Genomic DNA, 21766 nt, shown 5'->3' on the forward strand with positions numbered 1-21766 from the left:
TAAACGAGCCTAATGGCGGGACACCACGACCATCACCATGCCCATGGGCCGGCCGATTTCGGCCGCGCCTTTGCAATCGGGACGATCCTCAATCTCGGCTTCGTCCTCATCGAGGGCGCCGCCGGGTTCCTCACCGATTCGGTCGCGTTGCTCGCCGATGCCGGTCACAATCTCTCCGACGTTCTCGGGCTGCTCGTCGCCTGGGCAGGCATGGAACTCGCCAAGCGACCCGCCTCGAAACGCTTCACTTATGGCCTGCGCGGCAGTTCGATCCTCGCCGCGCTGACCAATTCGGTGCTGCTGCTCGTCGCCGTCGGCGCCATCGCCTGGGAGGCGATCGGCCGTTTCTCGGATCCGCCGGTGATCGCTGGCGGGACGGTGATGATCGTCGCCGGCCTCGGCATCGTCGTCAACCTGTCGACCGCGTTGCTGTTCGCGCGCGGGCGCAAGAGCGACATCAACATCCGCGGCGCCTATCTCCACATGGCGGCCGACGCCGCGGTCTCCGCCGGCGTGGTGATCGGCGGCGGGCTCATCCTTCTGACCGGCTCGGAATGGATCGACCCCGCGGTCAGCCTGGTGATCGTCGCGGTCATTTTGTGGAGCACATGGGGCCTGGCACGCGAGTCGCTGACGATGGTCCTCCAGGCGGTGCCCGACGGGATCGACGCGGACGCCGTCCGGAACACCCTGGCAAACCTGCCCGGCGTCGCGCGCGTCCACGATCTCCACATCTGGCCGATGAGCACGACCGAGGCGGCATTGACTGCGCATCTGGTGATGCCCGGCGGCCATCCTGGCGATGCGTTCCTGATCGACCTGCAGCACCGCCTCGCGCACGATTTCCGGATCGATCACACTACGGTCCAGATCGAGCTGGACGAAGGCGCGGAATGCCGGATGCATGGGCACGCGCATGGCTGAGGCGACACGCGCAGACGGCGTGCAGACGCCGCCGATCCGGCTGGTGATCTTCGATTTCGACGGAACTTTATCCGACAGCGGCGACTGGTTCCTGTCGGTGGTCGACCAGCTCGCACGGCGTTTCAATTTCCGTACGGTCGCGCCCGATCAGGTCGAGATGCTGCGCCACAAGAGCTCGCGCGAAGTGATCGACTTCCTCGGCATCTCGCGCTGGAAGATGCCGCTGATCGCGCGCCATTTGCGCAAGCTCGTGGGCCGCAACGCGCATGAGATCGAGCTCTTCCCCGGCACGCCCGATCTGCTCGAGCGGTTGGCGGACACCGGCGTCAAGATCGCGCTGGTCACGTCGAACTCCGAAGCCAATGCGCGAAAAATCCTCGGCGAGGAGCATGCCGCGCGTATCGATTTCTATGCCTGCGGCTCGTCGCTGTTCGGCAAGGCGCCCAAGTTCCGCCGCGTGCTCAAGAAAATGGGCATTCCCGCTGCCCAGGCGTTGGCGATCGGCGACGAGACTCGCGACGTCGATGCCGCGCGCGAAGTCGGTATGCGCGCAGGCTCGGTGCTGTGGGGCTATGCCAGCGAAACGGTGCTGACCGCGCTTCAGCCCGACGCCTTGTTCCGCGAGCCGCAGGACATCCTCGACTATGTCGCCGCGCATCGCTGAGCGCGGAAGGTTAGGTTGAGAACCCATACAAGCTGTTGATTTGACTAACGGGATGTCCCCATTTCGTCATCCCCGCGAAAGCGGGGATGACACATTTTGAATATGAGTCCGGATCCCTAGCCGAGATGCACCGCGAGCCACACGGTCGCGCGGTCCCTGGCCGTCCAGGTCACCCAATGCTTCTGTCCCGCCGCGATCAGCAGGTGATCGCCGGGGCCCAGCTTCACCTCGGTCGAATCCTCGATCCGCATCCCCGCCGCGCCTTCGAGGAGCAGCACCCATTCGTCGGCATCCTGCACCATCGGCGCGTCCTCGGGCGTCGCCTGCCCGCGCGAGACGATCCGCTCGACACGAATGCCCGGGCGCGCCAGCAATTCGGTGAATGCCTCGGCGCGCTTCGCGGCGGGCAGCTTTGCCAGCAAGTTCTCGATCTTCACCTTGAAGCGCGGCTTCGGCCTCGGCTTCGGAGCCGCTTTCGGTTCGGGCCCGGGCTTGCGGCGCGCCTTCACCGAGCCGGCCGACTTGCTCCACGCATTGCTCGCCGCGCCGCGAAGATAGTCCTCTATCTCCTCGTCGCTCGCCTGGAGCCCGTCGTCGCCGATTCCGAACACGGGTTCGCCGGCCGCGTCGTGCAGACCATATTTGCCGAAGTCGCCACCCGGCTTGCGCCGCCGGGAGCTCACCAGCTTCAATCCGCGATGCGCCGCCATCTCGCGCAGCTTCTCGGTGGTTTCGTTGGGCATGGCGTTAACTCCAACTCCTTCTCCCCTTGTGGGAGAAGGAAGGGGCCCGCTGCGAAGCAGTGGGAAGGATGAGGGGGACGTCCGGTGAGACACATTCCCCCTCACCCTTCCGCCGATTTCATCGGCTCCCTCCCTCTCCCACAAGGGGAGAGGGAACTAGACACCAATCCCACGTCACGCCAAGGGCAACGCCCATGTCCCCTCCCCGTTTCCAGTTCACCATCCACGCCACCGACGGCAAGGCACGGCTCGGCACGATCGCGATGCAGCGCGGCGAAATCCGCACCCCCGCCTTCATGCCGGTCGGCACCGCCGCCACGGTCAAGGCAGTCAAGCCGCAGGACGTTCGCGCCTCGGGCGCCGATATCCTGCTCGGCAACACCTATCATCTGATGCTGCGCCCCACCGCCGAGCGCGTCCACAAGCTCGGCGGGCTGCACAAGTTCATGGGCTGGGACCGGCCGATCCTCACCGATTCGGGCGGCTATCAGGTGATGAGCCTGTCCGAGCTGACCAAGCGCAGCGAGGAAGGCATCGTCTTCAAGTCGCATCTCGACGGCTCGCGCCACATGCTCAGCCCCGAACGTTCGATGGAGATCCAGCGGCTGCTCGGCTCGAACATCGTCATGGCGTTCGACGAGCTCGTGCCCACCACGTCGACGCGCGACGTGCAGGCGGCGGCGATGGAGCGCTCGATGCGCTGGGCGAAGCGCTCGCGCGCGGGGTTCGATGCGGGCGGTGCGCATGCCGAAAACAACGCGCTGTTCGGCATCCAGCAAGGCGCTCTCGACGAAGGACTGCGCAAGGCGAGCGCCGACGCATTGCTCGACATCGGCTTCGACGGCTACGCGATCGGCGGCCTCGCCGTCGGCGAGGGGCAGGAAGCGATGTTCGGCGTGCTCGATTACGCGCCGGGCCAGCTCGATGCCGCCAGGCCCCGGTACCTGATGGGCGTGGGCAAGCCCGATGATATCGTCGGTGCGGTCGAGCGCGGAGTCGACATGTTCGATTGCGTCCTCCCCACCCGGTCGGGCCGCACCGGGCAGGCCTTCACCCGCACCGGCCCGATCAACATCCGCAATGCGAAGTTCGGCGAGGACGAGGGACCGCTCGATCCCACCTGCGCCTGCCCGACCTGCACGGGTTGGAGCCGGGCCTATATCCACCATCTCGTCCGCGCGGGCGAAATCCTCGGCGCGATGCTGATGACCGAGCATAATCTCTGGTTCTACCAGCAGCTCATGGCCGATCTGCGCGCGGCGATCGGCGAGGGTCGGCTGGCGGCGTTCGCCGACGACTTCCGCGCGCGCTATCGCGCGGCCGAGGCCCTGAAGCCTTGACTTAACCATCTTCTGTTCCGTCGCGGGACGGGGTGAAATCGAAGGGCGTTTCGTTCAGCTTTTCGCGATATATGCGCTGCCTTCCGGGCCCTCAGGGGCTTCCATGAGGCAGTGCATTTGTTCTGGCGGCGGTTCACCCGAGTACAGGCACGAGGGTTGACGGCGGGGGCCTTGGTCTCGCTGGTCGGGGCCGGATTCTCGGCGCAGGCGCTCAGCCCCGAGCTGCGCACCACCTCCGCCGAGCCTGCCGTCAGCGGCTATGAGGCCGACGATCATTTCCCCGGCGCCGCTTATTATACCGCCGTTTCCGACGAAGCCGCTGCGGCGACGGGCACGACCGGCACGATCGCGCTCCCCGATCTGCCCGTGCCCGAAAATGCCGTGATCGATTCGTCGATCCAGCCTGCGGCCCCGTTCCAACTCGCCGGAAGCGCAGTCGATCAGGCGCGCGCGCTCCAGTGCCTGACCACCGCCATCTACTATGAAGCGGCGAGCGAGCCCGACGACGGACAGCGCGCCGTCGCACAGGTCGTGCTCAATCGCGTGCGGCACCCGGCGTTTCCCGCCACGGTTTGCGGCGTCGTGTTCCAGGGCTCGGAAAAACGCGGCTGCCAGTTCAGCTTCGCCTGCGACGGCGCGATGGCGCGGCAGCCCTCGCGAGTCGGCTGGGCGCGCGCGGCGCGGGTGGCCGGGGCGGCGCTCGCCGGCAGCGTGTTCGCGCCGGTCGGCATGGCGACGCACTACCACACCTATGCCGTCACGCCGTCGTGGAACCGCAGCCTGGTGATGACCGGTGTGTTCGGCGCGCATTTCTTCCATCGCTGGAAGGGCTGGTGGGGCATGGCCGCCGCATTCCGCCAATCCTATCAGGGCGGCGAACCCTTGCCGGCGCCGCATGCGAGCGCGGCTGCGGCGATCGCCGCGGTGCAGCCGTTGCCCCGGCCCGCCGCCACCTCCCGGCCGGTCAGCGAGACGATCCAGCCGGCGCATGCCGAAAGCGGCATGCCGATTGCCGATTATGCCGCGTCCTCGCCGGACTCGCAGATCCTCGACAAGTGGAAGGACAGCGGCAAGCCTTTGCGCTGAATCGGACATGTGTCCCGGATTGAGGCTGTGGTGTTCGGGAAACCGTTTGCGCGCGTCCCGGAACGGCTCCTAGTCTGGGCGCATGAAGAAGCCCGTCAGCCCGGAAGAGTTCGGCGACATCATCGAGACGATGATCGAGACGCAGGCGCTGCTCACTTCCTCCATCTATGTCGATCTGGTGAATTTCGGCCTGCTCGAAGCCGATGCCGCCGCTCGCCGGCTGCAATCCCTCGGCAATCTCACCGCCACCCCCCTCCACCGCCACCCCGAAGTCGCTGCCGCGCTGGGCGATCGCCTGCGCAGCTATGCCGAGGGCTTCGAACGCGCGCATCGCGCCGGCACCCGGGTTCAGCTCCGCCTTGTGAACGGAGGCAGAAACTGAACCTCAAGCCCGCTGCCGATCCCCCGCTCCGGCCTGATCGGCGGTGCCTGCCCGGTTGCGGCAGAATTCGGACTTGAGGGCCCAGCCCTGGCCGCGCACCGAATGGATGAAATCGCGACCGCCGCTGGCTAGTTTGAGCTTCTGGCGAAGATTGGAGACGAACACATCGATCGTCCCCATGGCCGCCTGTTCGGCCGCATCGGCATAAAGCGCCTGATGGATGTTTCCGCGTGAAACTGGCTGTGGCATCGCCTGCCAGAGCAGGTCGAGCACGTGCTTCTCCGACTCAGTCAATCCTACCTGCCGCCGCCCGACACGATACTGGTTGTCCTCCGGCCGATAGACCAGCGAATTGAAATAGTCGTTGCGCAGCTCGCGCGGCTTCGCGCCCTTCTCCAATGCAGAGAGGACAAGGCCGACCAGTTCCTCGCGATGCGAGTCGAGCACGGCCTCGAGCGCAGGGGCCTCTCCCGCCGCAGGCGCGTCCTGAGTTAGCTCCGATGCCCGCCGGACCAGATCCAGGGCGTCATCCACCGCGCGGCGGCTCTCGATGAGCCGCGCTTCCGCGTCGCGCAATAATCTGGCCAGCGAGTTGCCCTCAGCGCCCATGCCGCGATCCGGATGCACATACGCTGTCGACTGCCGGAAATGCAGTGACGCCGATCGGTGCCGGGTGTTGGCCGGGCGTTGTCATAGTTACGCGAAGCATAAAAGAGCCACTATACGTTATGGTGCGTTGACACGATCAGATGCATCCGAGCATCGTTTCACCCGAGACATTCAACCAATCTTTGCGCAAGCGCAACCATCGATGTCTCTTATTATCACAATAATTTATAATTAATTCTTTAATAACCGCGCCTGTCTACGCATATTATAGTTAATTTTTGGTTAATTACTGACGCACGGGATTAGCGTTGATCTTGACTATCGGCTGCCGCTTGGAGCCAAGCCGCTAGGAGGGCCGCTTGCTACGCCCGCGCTCCGGGCGTAGCCCTCCGCCATGACCGACTCGACACCCGCACTCGACTATGTCGAGATCCATATCGACGACAGCCTCGATCGACTGTTCGCGCTGATGCGCGTACAATCGATCTCCACCGATCCGGCTTACGCTGAACAGTGCCGCGTCGCCGCGCAATTGCTCGTCGACGAACTGACCGGCCTCGGCTTCGAGGCGCGTGTCGCACCGACCGAGGGCCATCCGATGGTAGTCGCGCATCATGACGGCGACGGCCCGCACGTGCTGTTCTATGGCCATTATGACGTCCAGCCGGTCGATCCGCTTGGCCTGTGGAAGCGCGATCCATTCGACCCCGTGCTCGAGACACGCAGCGACGGCACTAAAGCGATCGTCGGCCGCGGCGCATCGGACGACAAGGGCCAGCTGCGCACCTTCATCGAAGCATGCCGTGCGTGGAAGGAGACTGAGGGACACCTTCCTGTTCGCGTCACTATCCTGTTCGAAGGTGAGGAAGAATCGGGGTCCGAAAGCCTCGAACCCTTCCTCCGTGCCAATGCCGCGGAGCTAAAGGCCGATTTCGCGCTGATCTGCGATACTTCGATGTGGGATACCGCGACCCCCGGCCTCACCATCGGCCTGCGCGGCATGGCGGGCGGACAGGTGACCGTGCGCGGACCCTCGCGCGACCTTCACTCGGGGTTGTACGGCGGCCCGGCACGCAATCCGATCCAGGTGCTCACCAACATCCTCGCCGACCTCAAGGACGCCGACGGCCATGTCACGCTGCCCGGCTTCTACGACGGCGTTCATCCCTTGAGCGACGATGTCCAGAAGAGCTGGGACGCACTCGGCTTCGACGCCGGCGAATTCCTCGGCGACGTCGGCCTCAGCGTCCCCGCGGGCGAGAAGGGCGTCGGCGTGCTCGAGCAGAGCTGGGCGCGGCCGACCGCCGAGATCAACGGCATCTGGGGCGGCTATACCGGCGAAGGCTTCAAGACCGTGATCCCCGCCGAAGCACATGCCAAGGTTAGCTTCCGCCTGGTCGGCGATCAGGATCCCGACAAGGTCTGGGCGGCATTCGAGGAGCATGTCCGCTCGCGTCTCCCCGCCGACTGCTCCGCCGAGTTCAACGTCCGCGGCGGATCGAAGGCGATCAGCCTCGCCAGCGACAGCCCGCCGCTCGCCGCCACCCGCGCCGCGCTCGACGCCGAATGGGGCAAGTCGGCGCTGCTCGCCAGCGGCGGTTCGATCCCGGTGGTCAATTCGATCCGCTCGATCCTCGGCATGGACAGTGTCATGGTCGGCTTCGCGCTCAACGACGACAATATCCATTCGCCCAACGAGAAATACGACCTCAACAGCTTCCACAAGGGCATCCGTTCGTGGGTGCGGATCCTCGGGCGGCTTGGAGCGATGGAATCGGCGAGGCAAACCGAGACGGCTTGAGTCATGGTTGACAGTGCCGGGTCCGAAGCCGGATAGGCGGCCCATGGTTCCCCTTTCGTTCGGCGGTCACGAATTCGAGGCGCTCGCCGAAGGCGCGCTATATTGGCCCGCCCGGCGGGCGCTGCTCGTCGCCGATCTCCATTTCGAGAAAGGGAGCTGGTTCGCCAGCAAGGGGCAGATGCTGCCGCCTTATGATTCGCTGGCGACGCTTACCGATCTGTCGGCGCTGGTGACACGCACCGGCGCGCAGGAACTCTGGTGTCTCGGCGACAGCTTCCATGATTCGGCGGGGTGCGAGCGGCTTCCCGCCGATGCGCGCGCGCTTCTCACCGGACTTACCGCGCGGCTCGACTGGCGCTGGATCACCGGCAACCATGATTCGCTGCTGATCGATCATTGCGGAGGAACGATCCTCAAAGAAGCCGAGGTCGACGGCCTCATCCTTCGCCACGAAGCCGAGCGGGACGAGATACGCCCTGAGCTGTCCGGCCATTTCCACCCCAAATTGCGGATCAGCATCCGCGGCCGCCAGGTTTCGCGCCGCTGCTTCGTCGCCACCGCCACCAAGCTGATCCTGCCCGCGTTCGGCACGCTCACCGGCGGACTCGACGCGCATCATCCCGAGATCGTCCGCGCAGTGGGGCATGGCGCGCAAGCGCTCGTCCCACTCGACGACCGCCTGCTGCGCTTTCCGCTCGCCGCCTAGGAGATTAATCCAGCCGCGTTGAAACACTTGTGTTCCCCGGCGGAGGCCGGGGCCCAGTCGCGAGGCGCGCCGTTGAGGAAGGGATGCCTTCTCAAGTCCATCGGAACTGGGCCCCGGCCTTCGCCGGGGAACAGATTCAAAACGGGCGGAATCCCTCCCTAGTTTTTCCGGATCGTCCCCGAACACGTCATGGGCCCGGACCCACGCAGCGTGCATTCGGGCTTGCCGGAGATGGCGATTCCGCCGCTACCCATCGCCATGGCCTGCGCAGTATAGCGGACGTTGATGCGGATATTGCCGCTGCTGTCCGAAGTCAGCCGCGCATCGCCGGCGGTAAGCCCGGCGGCATCGATCGAGCCCGCGCCCGAGTTGCGCAGCATCGCGCGCGCCGTGGTACCCCCCAGCGTCATCGCCCCGGCGCCGGTAAGGCTGGCATTGAGATCGTCGGCCTTGATCGCCGCGACATCGAGGCTGCCCGACCCGGTCAGCGTCAGATCGATGCGTCCGCCGCGCATCTGTGCCACCCGAACCCGCGCGCCGCCTGCGAGCATCACGCTACGCAATGCCAGTACCGAGACGCGGATCTTGGGCAAGCCCTTCTCGCTCGTCGAGGAAAGCGGTCCCGCGCTTATAACCATCGTGTCGCCATTGACCCGCACGTCAACCTGCTCGAGCGATCCGCGCTCGCCGCTCGCCACAGCGCGCGGCGAGCCGGTCACGACCTCGACTTCGAACGGCCCGTCGACGCGCAGCCGCTCGAAGCTGCCGACCATGAAGCTGCGCTCCGGCGCCGGCGCCGCGGCGGTGAGCGACAGAAGCGGGGCGAGGAGCAGCGATCGCATTTTGCGACAGTCGCTCCCCGCGCCCCTTCAGGCAAGGCTTAGCTGCAATGCGCCTCACCCGAGCCGACCGCGTTCACCGAGCATTTGGCGCCGCCGCCCAGTTCGGCATCGCCCGAACCGACGATCGAGACCGAGGCCGGGCCTTTCACTGTTCCGAGGACATTGCCGGAGCCGGCGATCGAGACATCTGCGCTGGCGGCGGTCAGGCGCTTCGCGTCAATGTCGCCCGAGCCGGCGATCGACGCGGAGAGCTTCGACGCAGTTCCCGCGACACTGAGATCACCCGATCCGGCGATCGACAGCTCGGCCGCGTTGGCGCGAAGGTCCGCTACGGTAAGGTTGCCCGAGCCGGCGATCGCGCCATCGAAATCGCCCTCACCCCGCTGCGCCGTCAGATTGCCCGAGCCCTTCACCGCCGCCGAGATGAGTTTGGGCATCACGACATGGACCCGCGCACCATGGTCATTGCCGAACCATTGCTCCTTCGAATCCTTGCGCCCGACCCGCAATGTGCCGTCGACGACGCGGATGTCGAGCTTGTCGAGAACCTTGGGATCGCCCTCGGCGGTCACTGCGAAGTTCTGGCCTGCCTTGACATCGACATCGTCCGGCCCCCGCAGCTCGACACCGGTAAAGCCGTTTGCGGCGAAGCTGCGCGAGGCGCCCGTGCCGCTTGCCTGAACGGCCTCACCCTTTTTCTCCCAGTTCGACTGGCACGCGGCCAGCGGCAACAATGCGATCATCAGCAACATACGCATTTCCTTCTCCCGAACTCGTGTGTTGGTTGCGCAATACACCATGTGCCGGCAAAGGAAAAGGGGCGGCCGTTGCCGGTCCGCCCCTTCTAAAGTCGCGAAGGTCGCGACACCGACGCGCGCGCGTCAGGCCGGGACCTTGTCCTTGTTCCAGATCGCCGCGGACTTGCGCAGGATCTCGAGGATCTTCTCGAGCGCAGTCGGCTCGTCGACCTCTTCCATCGCGGCGAGCTCACGCGCGAGGCGCGAGGCGGCCGCTTCGAAGATCTGACGCTCCGAATAGCTCTGCTCGGGCTGGTCGTCGGCGCGGAACAGGTCACGGACCACTTCGGCGATCGACACGAGGTCGCCCGAATTGATCTTCGCTTCATATTCCTGCGCGCGGCGCGACCACATGGTGCGCTTGACCTTGGGCTTGCCCTTCAGCGTCTCGAGCGCTTCCTTGAGCGTCTTGTCGCTCGAAAGCTTGCGCATGCCGACGCTCTCGGCCTTGTTGGTGGGCACGCGGAGCGTCATCTTCTCTTTTTCGAAACGCAGGACATAGAGTTCGAGCTGCATGCCTGCAATTTCCTGCTTCTGCAGCTCGATCACACGGCCAACGCCGTGCTTGGGGTAAACGACATAATCGCCGACATCGAAGGACAGCGCCTTTGCAGCCATGTGCGAGGAACCTTTCCGTGAATAAACTCGCCCCGAACGTTGCGGCATTGGCCCGGCGGCGCTAGGGCGTCGGGCAAGCGGCTTCGGGACTAACTCGTATGCTCTCCGGGCGGAAAGCGCGTAAACGCTTCCGTCACAGCCTGTTTAACACGGTTGCAATAAAATTACCAGCCGCCCGTCAGCGCTGACGCACATTTATGTGCACTGCGGCGAAGATTTGCGATCAGTCGCGCCGCACGAGCAGGGCGAGGCTGGATTTTCGAGCTCCGGAGGGCGGCCGGATCAGCTCCCGGTGCCGGGTTCGGCTGAGAAATACTTGTCGAACTTGCCTTCCTGGCCCTTCATCGCATCGGCATCGGCGGGAACGTCGCCCTTCTGGGTGATGTTGGGCCATTCCTCGGAATAGGTGCGATTGAGCTCCAGCCATTTTTCGAGACCGTTCTCGGTATCGGGCAGGATCGCCTCGGCCGGGCATTCGGGCTCGCAGACGCCGCAGTCGATGCACTCGCTGGGATTGATGACGAGCATGTTCTCGCCTTCGTAGAAGCAATCGACCGGGCACACTTCGACACAGTCCATGTACTTGCACCGGATGCAGGCGTCGGTGACGACATAGGTCATGGCAGGTCGGCTCCCCTGAGCGGCAAAAGGTCTGAACTCGCGCCCCTGCTATGCCTCGGATTCTGCGGCGTCAACGTTTCTGGGCGCTTGGGTTTCTAGACGGGTATAAAGCTCAGCTGCCTCCGCCGGCGGGCCACGCCGCTTCGGCAACGCCTCGACACGCAAGGCCAGCACTTTGCCGAAGAGCGGGAAGACGATGATCGATCCGATCCGCACCGGGGCCGACGAACGCTCGATCCGTCGCCCGTCGAGCCGGAGCGTACCCTTCTCGGCGATCGCCTGCGCCGCGCTGCGAGACTTGGCCAGCCGGGCGAACCACAGGAAGCGGTCGAGCCGGATGCTCGCGCCGTCAACCACTGCGCAATCCAGCGAGCACAGCAAATGCATTATCGGTCGGCGCGGCCTTCGGCTTGGCGACTGGAGTCAGCCCCTGCCAGATCCAGAGCTGGGGCTCGCTCTCGCGTGCCCTGGCGGTCTTGAAGCCGAGCTGCGCCATCAGCCGTGCCAGCGTCTCGGGCGTGAGGCCGATCGAGGTCGCCAGAGCGGGATCGGGCACGAAGGGTTTCCGCCCCTGCCGCGCGTCATGTGCCGCGCGGGCGATCCGCTCGACCAGGTCGACGCGCACCGCCTGCGCACCCAGCGGGCGGAAGCCATGCGCGAGGTCTGCGCCCGGCGCATTGCGGGGCAATACCGTCGATCCTTCGGGCGGCGCCTCGGCCAGTGCCATCAGCTCACGCCTCCATCGCGCCGCAGCAGGCTTGAGCAGTGTCGGCGCGAACAGGTCGAGCGTGCCGATGGTGATGCCGATCGCGCGCAAACGCTTTCGCGCATCGGCGTCGAGGCCTTCGACCAGCGCGGCGGCCGCGCGGCGCGGGAGCAGCCCGCCGGCGTCGAGCAGCGCGTTTGCGAGCGCACGCAAAGATCCGCCCGCTTCGGGGTCGCGGCATGTTGCGTCGAGCTTGGCGAGGACCGGGAGATGGCGGGTGATCTGGGCGGCGAACCACGCTTCCAGCCGCGCCTGGATTGCGGTGCGGGCCTGCGGATCGAGGACGTCGAGCGCGCGGTCGAGCACGATCCTGGGGCGGACGCGATTGGTGCCGGGCTTGAGCGTGGCAACCGGATGACCCCGCCATTCCACGCCTCTCTCCGGCGAAGGCCGAGGAACAAGAGTAAGCTCGTGATCGGGCGCCTCGATCAGCGCCTCGCCGCGCTTGCGATATTCGCCGGCCAGCCGCTTCTCCGCAGCCGCGAGCAGCATGCGCTTGTCGGCGGCACGGGCATCAGGCTGCACGGTGAAGCGGAAGCCTTCGAGCGTGCCGAGCGGATGCTCCTCGACGCTGACCTCGCCCTCGGGCCCGATCGTCACCGGCAGGTTCGAAGCATCCGCACCGATCTGGCGGAGCAGCACGGTGGTGCGCTTGTCGACGAAACGCTGGGTCAGGCTGGCGTGGAGCGCATCGGACAATTTCTCCTCGATCGCCCGGGTGCGCTCGGCCCAATGGATCGGATCCTGCAGCCAATCGGCACGGTGCGCGATATAGGCCCAGCTCCGCGCCGCGGCGATCCGCCCGGCGAGCGTCTCGACATCGCCGCTTATATTGTCGAGCCGCTGGATCTCGTCGGCGAACCATTGGTGCGGGACATGACCATTGGCTTCGGAGAGATGCCCGAACAGCCGCCCGACGAAGCGCGCGTGCGGATCGACGCCGAGCTTGCGGAAATCGGGCAGGCCGCACGCCGCCCAGAGCCGTGCCACCATCTGTGGCGAGCGCACGCGCGCGCGGACCCAATCTTCCTCCGCCAGCCGCTTGAGTACCGCGAGGTCGACTGCCTCGGGCGCCGCACGCAGCACTTCCTCGTGCGGCTTCGCCTCGAGGCTGGCGACCAGCGCGTCGATGCTGGCGAAATCGGGTTCGCCTTCGCGCCAGTAGAGATATTCGAGCCGCGGCACCTTGTGCGCTTCGAGCGCCAGCACTTCCTCGGGAGTGAAGGCGCTCGGGCCCTCATCGTGGAGCGCACCGAAGGTCCCGTCCTTCTGGTGACGACCCGCGCGGCCGGCGATCTGCGCCATCTCGGCCACGGTGAGGCGGCGCTGGCGCCGGCCGTCGAACTTGGAGAGGCTGGCGAAGGCGACATGGTTCACATCCATGTTCAGCCCCATGCCGATCGCGTCGGTGGCGACGAGATAGTCGACCTCCCCCGCCTGGAACATCGCGACCTGGGCGTTGCGGGTGCGGGGAGAGAGCGCGCCCATCACCACCGCCGCGCCGCCACGCAGCCGCCGGAGCGCTTCTGCCACGGCGTACACTTCCTCGGCGGAGAAGGCGACGATCGCCGAGCGGCGGGGAAGGCGCGAGAGCTTCTTCGCGCCGGCATAGCTCAATGTCGAAAAGCGCGGGCGGCCGATGATCTCGGCGTCCGGGACCAGGCTCTTGAGCATCGGCTTCAGCGAATCCGACCCCAGGATCATCGTCTCGGCATAGCCGCGTGCGCGCAGCAGGCGATCGGTGAAGACATGGCCGCGCTCGGGATCGGCGCCCAGTTGCGCCTCGTCGAGGCCCACGAACGCGACTTCCCTCTCCAGCGGCATGCTCTCGGCGGTGCACAGCAGCCATTTCGCCTTGGGAGGAAGAATCTTCTCCTCGCCGGTGATCAGCCCGACCGACTCCACGCCTTTCAGCCGGACGACGCGGTCATAGATCTCGCGCGCAAGCAGGCGCAGCGGGAAGCCGATCATGCCGCTGGCATGGCCGCACATCCGCTCGACCGCGAGGTGGGTCTTCCCGGTATTGGTGGGGCCGAGCACCGCAGTGACCGGCGAACGCGCGAACTGGCTCATGTCGCTGACCAACATCGTTCCGAGTCAGCCCTTAAGCAACACCCCCTGATTGCAAAGGTCCCTTAACCATGTTGATTTATCGGGACATTCAAACATGGGGTTCCCTTTGTCCCGGCCCTTGCACAGGTCGGCGCAGCCAAGGGAACGGAATGGGCTGCTTAATTTGACTTTAAACGCTCTCTTCCACAGTGATCCAGTGTTCGCCGGGGGTGGCGACATTTTCGACGACGGGGTTTTCGGGGGGCATCGCGCCTTGTTCCTGCGTAACGATCATGGCCTGGAGCTCGGTGGCGGCGGCATCGTCACGCCTGCACTCGCCCTGCCCGGCACCGCCCTCAGCACCAAACTCAAGCGCCGCGTCTTCGCCGACCTGGATCTGGCGCCCGATCTCGGCGCGCGGATCGGCTCGCTCACCTGGTATCGCGGCGTCGCCACTTGCATCGGGCTGTGCGCGCTGACCGTGCTGCTCGCGCCCGGCTTCGAAACCCCCATCTACGGCACCGTCGCGCCGGCGCTCACCGGCGCCGAATGGGACGCGGCTCGCGCACAGGCGATCACCCCGCTCGCTCAGGGCGCGACCAGCGGCTACCGCGTCGCCGCGACACGGCTCGTCTCACCGCTGACCGACACGCCCGAACGCCCGATGATCGAAGGCACCGCCAAACTCGCATTCGGCGAGGCGCTGGTTTCGGTTCTCCAGCGCACCGGCGTCGGCAAGGCGGACGCAACCCAGGTCGGCCAGCTCGTCTCCAGCGCGATGCCGCTGGGCGAGATCCAGAGCACGTTGCTCGACTATCAGCTCGGCAGGCGTCCCGAGAAATCCCAGCCGCGGCCGCTGGAGAAGCTCGAGCTGCGCGCCGCGTTCGACAAGAGGATGGAGATCACCCGGGTCGGCTCCGCGCTCAACCTGAAGGTGATCCCGATCGCAATCGATCACACGCCGCTGCGCGTGCAGGGCGCAGTCGGATCGAGCCTGTATCGCTCCGCGCGCGCCGCCGGCGCTCCCGCCAAGGCCGTCGAATCCTATATCCGCACCTTGGCCACGCGCGTGCCGGTCGCGCGGCTCGATTCGGACTGCAAGTTCGACATCATCGTCAAGCAGGCGCGCGCCGCGACCGGCGAGGTCCAGCTGGGCAATCTTCTCTATGCCGGCGTCAGCGGCTGCGACAGCAAGGTCCAGATGATGCCATGGGAATCGAACGGCAAGATCGAATGGTTCGACGGCGCCGGCAAGGGCAACAGGACCGGCATGATGGCGATGCCCACCAACGGCCGCTTCTCTTCGGCCTTCGGCATGCGCCGGCATCCGATCCTCGGCTATACCCGCATGCACAGGGGCGTCGATATCGCTGCGCCCTGGGGCGCCCCGGTTTATGCCGCGACCGACGGCGTCGTGCAGTTCGCCGGGCGCAGCTCGGGCTATGGCAATTTCATCAAGCTCAACCACGGCGGCGAATTCGGCACCGGATATGGCCATCTCAGCCGGATCGTCGTCCGCAGCGGCCAAAGCGTGCGCAAGGGCCAGGTGATCGGCGCGGTGGGCAATACCGGCCTCTCGACCGGGCCGCACCTTCATTACGAGCTCTACAAGAACGGCGTCGCAGTGAACCCGCGCTCGGTGGCGTTCAGCTCGCTGCGCCAGCTCACCGGCAGCGACCTCGGCGAATTCCGCTCGAAGCTCAGCGAACTCCTGTCGGTGCCGGTGGGACGCGGGGCGGAGAAGGACGAGGACTGAGTTTCGCTCGTCACCCCGGCGGAAGCCGGAGTCTCGTGCCTCGTTCGACTCATTTGCTGCCTGAGATCCCAGCTTTCGCCAGGATGACGGTCGTTATTTCCCCTGCGAGCGCCAGCGCTTGATTGTGCGCTCGAGCATCAGGTCCTCGCCGCCGGTCTCGCGCCACAATTCGGAGAAAAGCGGATCGTCCGACGCGGGGCGCTTGCCGTCCTCGAGGCCATCGAACAGCAGGCGGATCGGCGTGGCGACGCCTTCGCCCACTGCGATGCACTCCCGATTCCGGAGAGCCGGGATCGAATCGAGGAAGCCGCGCGCACCTTCGGGCATCGCCGCCTTGACGAAGGCCTGATCGCGCTCGTTGTTGAGGCGCATCGACAGGATCGTGCCGCATTGCGAGAGCACGCCCTCGGCGAGATCCGACGGGCGCTGCGTGATCAGGCCCAGCGACACGCCGTATTTACGGCCTTCCTTGGCGATCCGGCTGAGGATGCGGCCGACCGACGAACCATCGGCATTGCGTTCGTTGGGGACGTAGCGGTGCGCTTCCTCGCAGACCAGCAGCACCGGGCGCTTGGCCTCGCCGCGCGACCAGATCGCGAAATCGAACACCATGCGGCTGAGCACCGCGACGACCACCGACGTGATTTCGCTCGGCACGCCCGAGACATCGACGATCGAGATCGGCTTGCCGTCTCCGGGCAGGCGGAACACGCGCGCCAGGAACGCCGCCATCGTGTCGGCGACCAGCATGCCGGAGAACATGAAGGCATAGCGCGGATCGCCCTTGATCTCGTCGATCTTGCTGCGCAGGCGGAGATAGGGCGCCGTGTCGGTCGCCTTGTCCATTTTGCCCATTTCGAGCTGGAGGATCTGAGTGAGGTCCGAGAGCAGATACGGGATCGGCGCGTCGACAGTGAGCTTGCCGAATTCCTGCGCGAGCCGGTTCTTGCTTTTGGCGAGCAGGATGCACTTGGCGAGGATGTCGGCATCGACCTGCCGGTCCGAGCCCTGCGTGGTGAGGAACACCTCGCAATGCTCCTCGAAGTTCATCAGCCAATACGGCATCTGCAGGTTCGAGACGTCGTAGAGCGCGCCGGTGGTCTTGAACGCACTGGCATATTCGCCGTGCGGATCGATCATCACGATATGGCCCTGCGGCGAAAGTTCGCAGATCCGATGGAGGATCAAGGCCGCCGCGGTGGACTTGCCGGTACCGGTCGAGCCCAAGAGCGCGAAATGCTTGCCGAGCATCGAATCGATATAGAGCGCGGCGCGGATGTCCTTGGTCGGATAGACATTGCCGATCTCGATATGCGCACGATCGTCGGCGGCGTAGATTTGCTTGAGATCGGCGGTCGAGACGGGGAACACCGCGCAGCCCGGCGTGGGATAGCGCGTGACGCCGCGGCGGAACTTGTAGAGCTTGCCGGTGAGCTTTTCCTCATCGCCCTCGCCGAGAAAGTCGACCTGGGCGAGGATCCGGTCACCGCCGGCATCGAGGCGCAGTGAGCGGACATTGGCGATCAGCCAAATGTTGCCGACGCGCAATTTGACCTGGCTACCCACCTGCCCGGCATTGGCGATCGCGACGTCGCTGCTGGCGGCGAGCGCTTCGATCTCGGCAGGATCGAACATCACCTGGCTCGACGATCCTGCGATCTCGAGCACCGCCCCGATCGCGCGGGCCTGCGCACGCGACGAGATTGCATCTCCCGACGAAATAGGCGCGGCATTGTCGAAGGCACGCGCGCCGAACTGACCTTCCATCGGATACTCCCCGGGGGTTACGGAGGAGACGATAACCGGTGAGCGTAAATTTTAGGTTGTCTGATAATTCAGAAGCGCCGCCAGATCGCGCCTGCACCCCAGCCGAACAGCACCGACAGCGCCACTGCCACCAGCCCATAGGAAATCGAGTAATGCTGGGCGCTGCTGGCGACGAAGCGCTCGAAGCCCGATTTGCGGATGTCGATCGGCCGCACCGCCGCAGCGAGCACCCGGCCGTTCTGGATCAGGAACGTCTCGGCAGTGAAGCGCCCCACGGGCACGCGCGCCGGGATGGCGAGGCGTGCGCGATAGAGGACGCCGCCGGTGATCTCCACTGCGCCGGGCGCCTCGTAATAGAGCCCGCTGCGCGTGCGCAGATCGACAAGGCCGCGATCGAACCGCTGCTGCACGTCCGGAACGGCGCCCGAGGCGGGGGAAAGCTGCAGGCTGTCGACGCCGAGCTCAAAGATCGCGCGGGTACGCTCGTCGACGATCTTGCGGATCGGGCGCGGCGAGGCGATCGCGTAGAAGCTCGGCGCCGAGCGATAGCGCATCGATTCGGCGTTGAGCCAAATGCCCGCCCGCTGCGCCTTCTCGCGCACGAGGATCGACTGAGTCGGCCCCTTGACCACCACGACGATGTCGACCGGACCGTCCTCCGGATCGGGCGCGCGGCCGCGCGGATAGAGGATTGCGCCGAACAGCAGGAGCTCGGCGCCGGTGAACGAATAGGCGATTTCGATATCGCGCTGTGACACGTCGGGGACGAGGACCGGCTTGGCCTGCCCCATCAGCAGCGGGGCGCCGAGCACCAACAGGGCAACCCCGATCCGCTTCACAGCAATTCCACCGAGAAGATCTCGTCGGGGCGCCAGGCGAGGCCGAGCAGCATGCGCAGCGCGACCAGGATCACGATCAGCGCCAGCGCGAGACGCAGATATTCGGGCTTCGCCTTCTGGGCGAAGCGCGCACCGAGTTGCGCGCCGGCCACCGAGCCGAGCAGCAGCAGCACCGCGAGGACGATATCGACTGCCTTGGTGGTGGTGGCGTGCACCATCGTCGCCGCGGCAGTGACGAACAGGATCTGGAACAGCGAAGTGCCGACCACCACCTGCGTACCCATGCCGAGCAGATAGAGCATTGCCGGCACGAGGATGAATCCACCGCCGACGCCGAGCAGGACGGTGAGGATGCCGGTGAAGAAGCCGAGGATCAGCGGGGCGAGCGGCGAGATGTACAGCCCCGAGCGATAGAAGCGCCAGCGTAAGGGAAGCATCGCGACCAGCGGATGATGCCGGCGTTTGCGTGGGCGCGGCGGCACTGCGCCGCGGCCGACACGCACTGCAGTCACCGATTCCTGGAGCATCAGCCCCCCGATCGAACCGAGCATCAGCACGTAGAGGATGGCGATCACGGTATCGATCACGCCGGTCGCCTGGAGCAAGCGGAACAGCACCGCGCCGGCGATGCTGCCGATCACGCCGCCCGCGACGAGCACCAGCCCCATATGGACGTCGACTCCGCCGCGCCGGAAATGCGCGAACACGCCCGAAACGCTGGCGCCGGTGACCTGGCTCGCGGCGGAAGCGGCGGCAACGGTAGGCGGGATACCGTAGAAGATGAGGAGCGGCGTGGTGAGGAACCCGCCACCGACGCCGAACATCCCCGAGAGCAGCCCCACGCCGAGCCCGAGCGCCACGATCACCAGCGCGTTGACCGAGAGGTTGGCGATGGGGAGATAGAGATCCATTGCCGGAAGGCGATACCGCGTTTGCGCGGCAGTGCAAAAGCCTGCGGACTAGAAATCGCTCCCGAGGGTGAATGCGAGCCCCGACCCTGGGCGGGCATCGCCCGCGATACGCTGGCGCCAGTCGAGCGCGAGCCGCACATCCCGCTTGCCGATCGGGAGCGCCAACGTTGCCGACGGGCCCAGATCGAAGCGGACGGCGTCACGCTGCGCCGCGCCCCACACGCCGCCGCCAAGCGCCAGCCGTACGCCGCCGGCCTCGGCGAGCGCATGCGTCGCGCGGACGGCGCCATCGGCATAGGGTTCGGTGCGATTGCGTCGAATCGTCCCGGCCTGACCGTAGGATTCGAGCCGGAACCCCGACGCCACCGGTCCGTCGAACCCTGCGATCACGCCGATGCCCGGCCCGCTTTTGACGCCGTCGAGTCCGAAGCGCTGCTCGGCGACCAGGCGCACCGGCGCGCGGGTCGGCTGCCATTCGAGACCGAGAGACGCTTCTGCGCCCCTGCCCCGAAGCGGAGTCACTACGCGCGCAAAGGCCGCCAGCCGCTGCTTGGGAAGCAGCATATATGCCACCCGGACCCCCGCTTGCCCGCCTCCGATCTGGCTCGTTCCCGGCGCCGCGCCAAGGCCAATGCCCGGACGCGCCACCAGCCACGCGCTCGCCGACCAGCGGTCGGGTGAGGAAGGCAGGCGATCGGGCTGTGCCGCCATGGGCAGCGACTCGGCCGCGACGCCGATCGCGGCGGGCGCGCCGTATTGAACGAGCGCGAGCAGCGCCATCTGGACTCGCTCCGGATCCGCGGCGATCACAGATGCCATAGCGCGCGGAAACGGCCGGCGTGCGCCGACGACCGGGGGGATGTGTGTCGTTCGAACGGCCGGAACCGGAGGCACCTGCGCCGGCGCGGCGACCGCGCCCGGAATCGCGGGCGATGCAAGCGGCACCGCCTGCCGGATCGCTTCGGGAAGCGAGCCGGTCTGCGACCAGAGCAAAACGATGCGGACGCCGACCCAGCCCAACGCCACCAGTGCGAGAAAGCGGATCGGGCGCCCCTGCCCGGTCATCCGGCTGCCTGTTCGGGCAGATCCGGAAACTGATGGTCGGTCTTGTCCCAGCGTGGCGCCGCGCCGAACAGCATGCCGGTGTAGAGCCCGATTGCCCGGCGTGCTGCGAAGAGCGCGATATAATTGCCGACCAGCACCCGCGGCACCGACCACAAGGCCTCGCGCCAGCCATAAGCGTGTCGCACGAACGCCACGCGCACCAGCAATCGCCATCCGACCAGCGCGAAATTGGCCCAGAGCACCATCCGCACATAGGGGTCGAGCACCAACGCCGCGGTCCCAACGACGAGATGCACGAACACCGACACGCTCCACAGCAGCAAGGTGCAATAGGCGATCGCCAGCACCGGCAGCGCCAGCGTCGCGCGACGATCGCGCATCCGCATCCAGTTGTCGCCAAGATGCGCCGCCGCGTGCCATCCGGTGCGGTCCCAGCCGGCGAGCGCGATACCGGTGAGCCAGCGCGCCTTCTGCCGCACCGCGGCCCTGAGCGTGTCGGGGAAATAGGCGCGGACTGCGACCGGCGGGCCGCCGACGCACTCGGGGACGCGCGCCAGCATTGCCCTGCCGCCCATCGCGTGAATCGTGAGACCGAGCTCGTAATCTTCGGTGAGGCTGGTCGCGTCGAAGGGCGAACCGCCGCGCGCCTCGGCAATCGCGCCGAGCATATCGCGCCGGATCGCGCAGCCGACTCCCGCCAGCGGAAGCCCCGCGCCCAATGCCTGACGGACGACGAGTGTTTTGGCATGCGCCTCCGCGAACTCGTCGCAATAATGGCCGGCGACGAAGCGCGAGCGCGGGTGCGGCAAAGGCAGCACCGGTAGCTGCACCGCCGAGCAATGCTGGAGCCACTGCGCGAAGACCCTGAGTTCGAGCGCGTGGACGATGTCCTCGGCATCGTGGAGGACGACCCCCAGCGCCGGGAGCCCTTCCGCCGCTTCGTCGCGAAGCAGCGCACGCCACAGCGCGTTGAGGCAATCCGCCTTGGTGGTCGGCCCCGGCGTGCCGCCGATCACCAGCCGTATGCGGGAATCCTTCTCCGCAACCTCCGCGACGGCGGCGATCGTCGCCGGATCATTGGGATAGGTGCCGACATAGATCGCATAATCGGCATGATCGAACCGGCCCAACGCGGCGCGCAGCATCCTGCCGATCACTTGCGACTCATCCCACGCCGCGACGAATACCGCGATTCTGCCCGGCGGAATCGGCTCCACGGATTCCGGCGATAGAAGAGCGTGCGGCGGCGGACCCGCCAGGCCCAATCGAACGCGCCGCGCCAGATAGATCAGATCGACCAGCAGATCGTCCACGCCGCCGACGAGGAACCAGATCGCGGCGAACAAGGTAGCCTCACGCGCAATCGCATCTATCGCGGTGATCAGCACGACCGTCCCAGCACCGCGAAATCTCCGATTCGGATGTTCTGATCTTCGCATTGTTCATTAAATGATCAAGTTGACTTGATCGGGACTCG

At 66.2% G+C, this 21766-nt stretch carries 21 protein-coding genes; 8 read left to right on the forward strand and 13 right to left on the reverse strand.

The genetic code is table 11. The features are described from left to right. Positions 1-12 precede the first annotated feature (12 nt). Complete coding sequence (locus BR78_RS0113385; protein WP_037566706.1) at positions 13-924, forward strand: cation diffusion facilitator family transporter; 912 nt, start codon at positions 13-15, stop codon at positions 922-924. Then, on the forward strand, positions 917-1588 hold the full coding sequence (locus BR78_RS0113390; RefSeq protein ID WP_029936694.1) for an HAD-IA family hydrolase: 672 nt from the start codon (positions 917-919) through the stop codon (positions 1586-1588). The genes BR78_RS0113385 and BR78_RS0113390 overlap by 8 nt, the downstream gene beginning before the upstream one ends. A 116-nt stretch (positions 1589-1704) precedes the next feature. Here the strand turns inward: BR78_RS0113390 and BR78_RS22180 are convergent, their stop codons facing one another. Next, positions 1705-2331 (reverse strand): hypothetical protein, encoded by a 627-nt coding sequence (locus BR78_RS22180; RefSeq protein WP_231478258.1) that lies wholly within the window; start codon positions 2329-2331, stop codon positions 1705-1707. A gap of 194 nt (positions 2332-2525) precedes the next feature. On the opposite strand from BR78_RS22180, the gene tgt reads away from it, so the two are divergent. The 3 genes from tgt (at position 2526) to BR78_RS0113410 (ending at position 5139) form a co-directional block, all read left to right on the forward strand. Further along, positions 2526-3671, forward strand: a complete 1146-nt coding sequence (gene tgt, locus BR78_RS0113400) for a tRNA guanosine(34) transglycosylase Tgt (protein ID WP_029936696.1) — start codon at positions 2526-2528, stop codon at positions 3669-3671. A 156-nt stretch (positions 3672-3827) separates the two neighbouring features. Further along, on the forward strand, positions 3828-4757 hold the full coding sequence (locus BR78_RS0113405; protein WP_081855774.1) for a cell wall hydrolase: 930 nt from the start codon (positions 3828-3830) through the stop codon (positions 4755-4757). Between the two features lie 82 nt (positions 4758-4839). Then, positions 4840-5139 carry a hypothetical protein gene (locus tag BR78_RS0113410; RefSeq protein WP_029936698.1) on the forward strand — a complete coding sequence of 100 codons (300 nt, stop codon included), beginning with the start codon at positions 4840-4842 and terminating at the stop codon, positions 5137-5139. A 3-nt stretch (positions 5140-5142) separates the two neighbouring features. Here BR78_RS0113410 and BR78_RS21010 read toward each other — a convergent pair whose 3' ends face one another. Next, the gene (locus tag BR78_RS21010; RefSeq protein WP_029936699.1) at positions 5143-5748 is read right to left on the reverse strand and encodes a winged helix-turn-helix domain-containing protein; all 606 of its coding nucleotides are present in this window, start codon (positions 5746-5748) and stop codon (positions 5143-5145) included. A 394-nt stretch (positions 5749-6142) separates the two neighbouring features. On the opposite strand from BR78_RS21010, the gene BR78_RS0113420 reads away from it, so the two are divergent. Together BR78_RS0113420 and pdeM are read left to right on the forward strand one after the other, a co-directional pair. After that, positions 6143-7549 (forward strand): M20/M25/M40 family metallo-hydrolase, encoded by a 1407-nt coding sequence (locus BR78_RS0113420; protein WP_029936700.1) that lies wholly within the window; start codon positions 6143-6145, stop codon positions 7547-7549. Positions 7550-7592: 43 nt separating this feature from the next. Further along, a complete protein-coding gene (gene pdeM, locus BR78_RS0113425) occupies positions 7593-8255 on the forward strand; it encodes a ligase-associated DNA damage response endonuclease PdeM (RefSeq protein ID WP_029936701.1) in 663 nt (220 codons plus the stop codon). A gap of 158 nt (positions 8256-8413) precedes the next feature. On the opposite strand, the gene BR78_RS0113430 is transcribed toward pdeM, so the two are convergent. From BR78_RS0113430 to BR78_RS0113455, 6 genes are all read right to left on the reverse strand, one after another. After that, positions 8414-9097 carry a head GIN domain-containing protein gene (locus BR78_RS0113430; protein ID WP_029936702.1) on the reverse strand — a complete coding sequence of 228 codons (684 nt, stop codon included), beginning with the start codon at positions 9095-9097 and terminating at the stop codon, positions 8414-8416. A gap of 38 nt (positions 9098-9135) precedes the next feature. Further along, positions 9136-9855 carry a head GIN domain-containing protein gene (locus tag BR78_RS0113435; protein WP_029936703.1) on the reverse strand — a complete coding sequence of 240 codons (720 nt, stop codon included), beginning with the start codon at positions 9853-9855 and terminating at the stop codon, positions 9136-9138. A gap of 123 nt (positions 9856-9978) precedes the next feature. Further along, a complete protein-coding gene (locus BR78_RS0113440; protein WP_029936704.1) occupies positions 9979-10512 on the reverse strand; it encodes a CarD family transcriptional regulator in 534 nt (177 codons plus the stop codon). A 282-nt stretch (positions 10513-10794) separates the two neighbouring features. Next, complete coding sequence (fdxA, locus tag BR78_RS0113445; RefSeq protein WP_029936705.1) at positions 10795-11133, reverse strand: ferredoxin FdxA; 339 nt, start codon at positions 11131-11133, stop codon at positions 10795-10797. Positions 11134-11181: 48 nt separating this feature from the next. Continuing rightward, positions 11182-11490, reverse strand: coding sequence for a S4 domain-containing protein (locus BR78_RS0113450; RefSeq protein ID WP_443027679.1), 309 nt, complete (start codon positions 11488-11490; stop codon positions 11182-11184). Continuing rightward, positions 11483-13972 (reverse strand): helicase-related protein, encoded by a 2490-nt coding sequence (locus tag BR78_RS0113455; RefSeq protein WP_029936707.1) that lies wholly within the window; start codon positions 13970-13972, stop codon positions 11483-11485. Before BR78_RS0113455 ends, BR78_RS0113450 begins: the two co-directional genes overlap by 8 nt. A 196-nt stretch (positions 13973-14168) precedes the next feature. Here BR78_RS0113455 and BR78_RS0113460 point away from each other — a divergent pair, with 196 nt between their 5' ends. Continuing rightward, positions 14169-15707, forward strand: a complete 1539-nt coding sequence (locus tag BR78_RS0113460) for a M23 family metallopeptidase (RefSeq protein WP_231478259.1) — start codon at positions 14169-14171, stop codon at positions 15705-15707. A gap of 93 nt (positions 15708-15800) precedes the next feature. Here BR78_RS0113460 and BR78_RS0113465 read toward each other — a convergent pair whose 3' ends face one another. The 5 genes from BR78_RS0113465 to BR78_RS0113485 all read right to left on the reverse strand — a co-directional run bounded on the left by BR78_RS0113465 (position 15801) and on the right by BR78_RS0113485 (position 21677). Next, entirely contained in the window at positions 15801-17474 is a 1674-nt protein-coding gene (locus BR78_RS0113465) for an ATP-binding protein (protein WP_029936709.1), read from the reverse strand. A 68-nt stretch (positions 17475-17542) separates the two neighbouring features. Further along, positions 17543-18265, reverse strand: a complete 723-nt coding sequence (locus BR78_RS0113470; RefSeq protein WP_197021392.1) for a TIGR02186 family protein — start codon at positions 18263-18265, stop codon at positions 17543-17545. 44 nt (positions 18266-18309) lie between these two features. Continuing rightward, positions 18310-19224 carry a sulfite exporter TauE/SafE family protein gene (locus BR78_RS0113475; RefSeq protein ID WP_029936711.1) on the reverse strand — a complete coding sequence of 305 codons (915 nt, stop codon included), beginning with the start codon at positions 19222-19224 and terminating at the stop codon, positions 18310-18312. A gap of 48 nt (positions 19225-19272) precedes the next feature. After that, positions 19273-20289: a hypothetical protein gene (locus BR78_RS0113480; protein WP_029936712.1), complete on the reverse strand. Its 1017-nt coding sequence runs from the start codon at positions 20287-20289 to the stop codon at positions 19273-19275. Beyond that, on the reverse strand, positions 20286-21677 hold the full coding sequence (locus BR78_RS0113485; RefSeq protein WP_029936713.1) for a glycosyl transferase family protein: 1392 nt from the start codon (positions 21675-21677) through the stop codon (positions 20286-20288). The genes BR78_RS0113480 and BR78_RS0113485 overlap by 4 nt, the downstream gene beginning before the upstream one ends. Positions 21678-21766: the final 89 nt, after the last annotated feature.

Origin of the sequence: Sphingomonas sp. UNC305MFCol5.2, assembly GCF_000712135.1 — a bacterium.
Lineage (GTDB): Bacteria > Pseudomonadota > Alphaproteobacteria > Sphingomonadales > Sphingomonadaceae > Sphingomonas.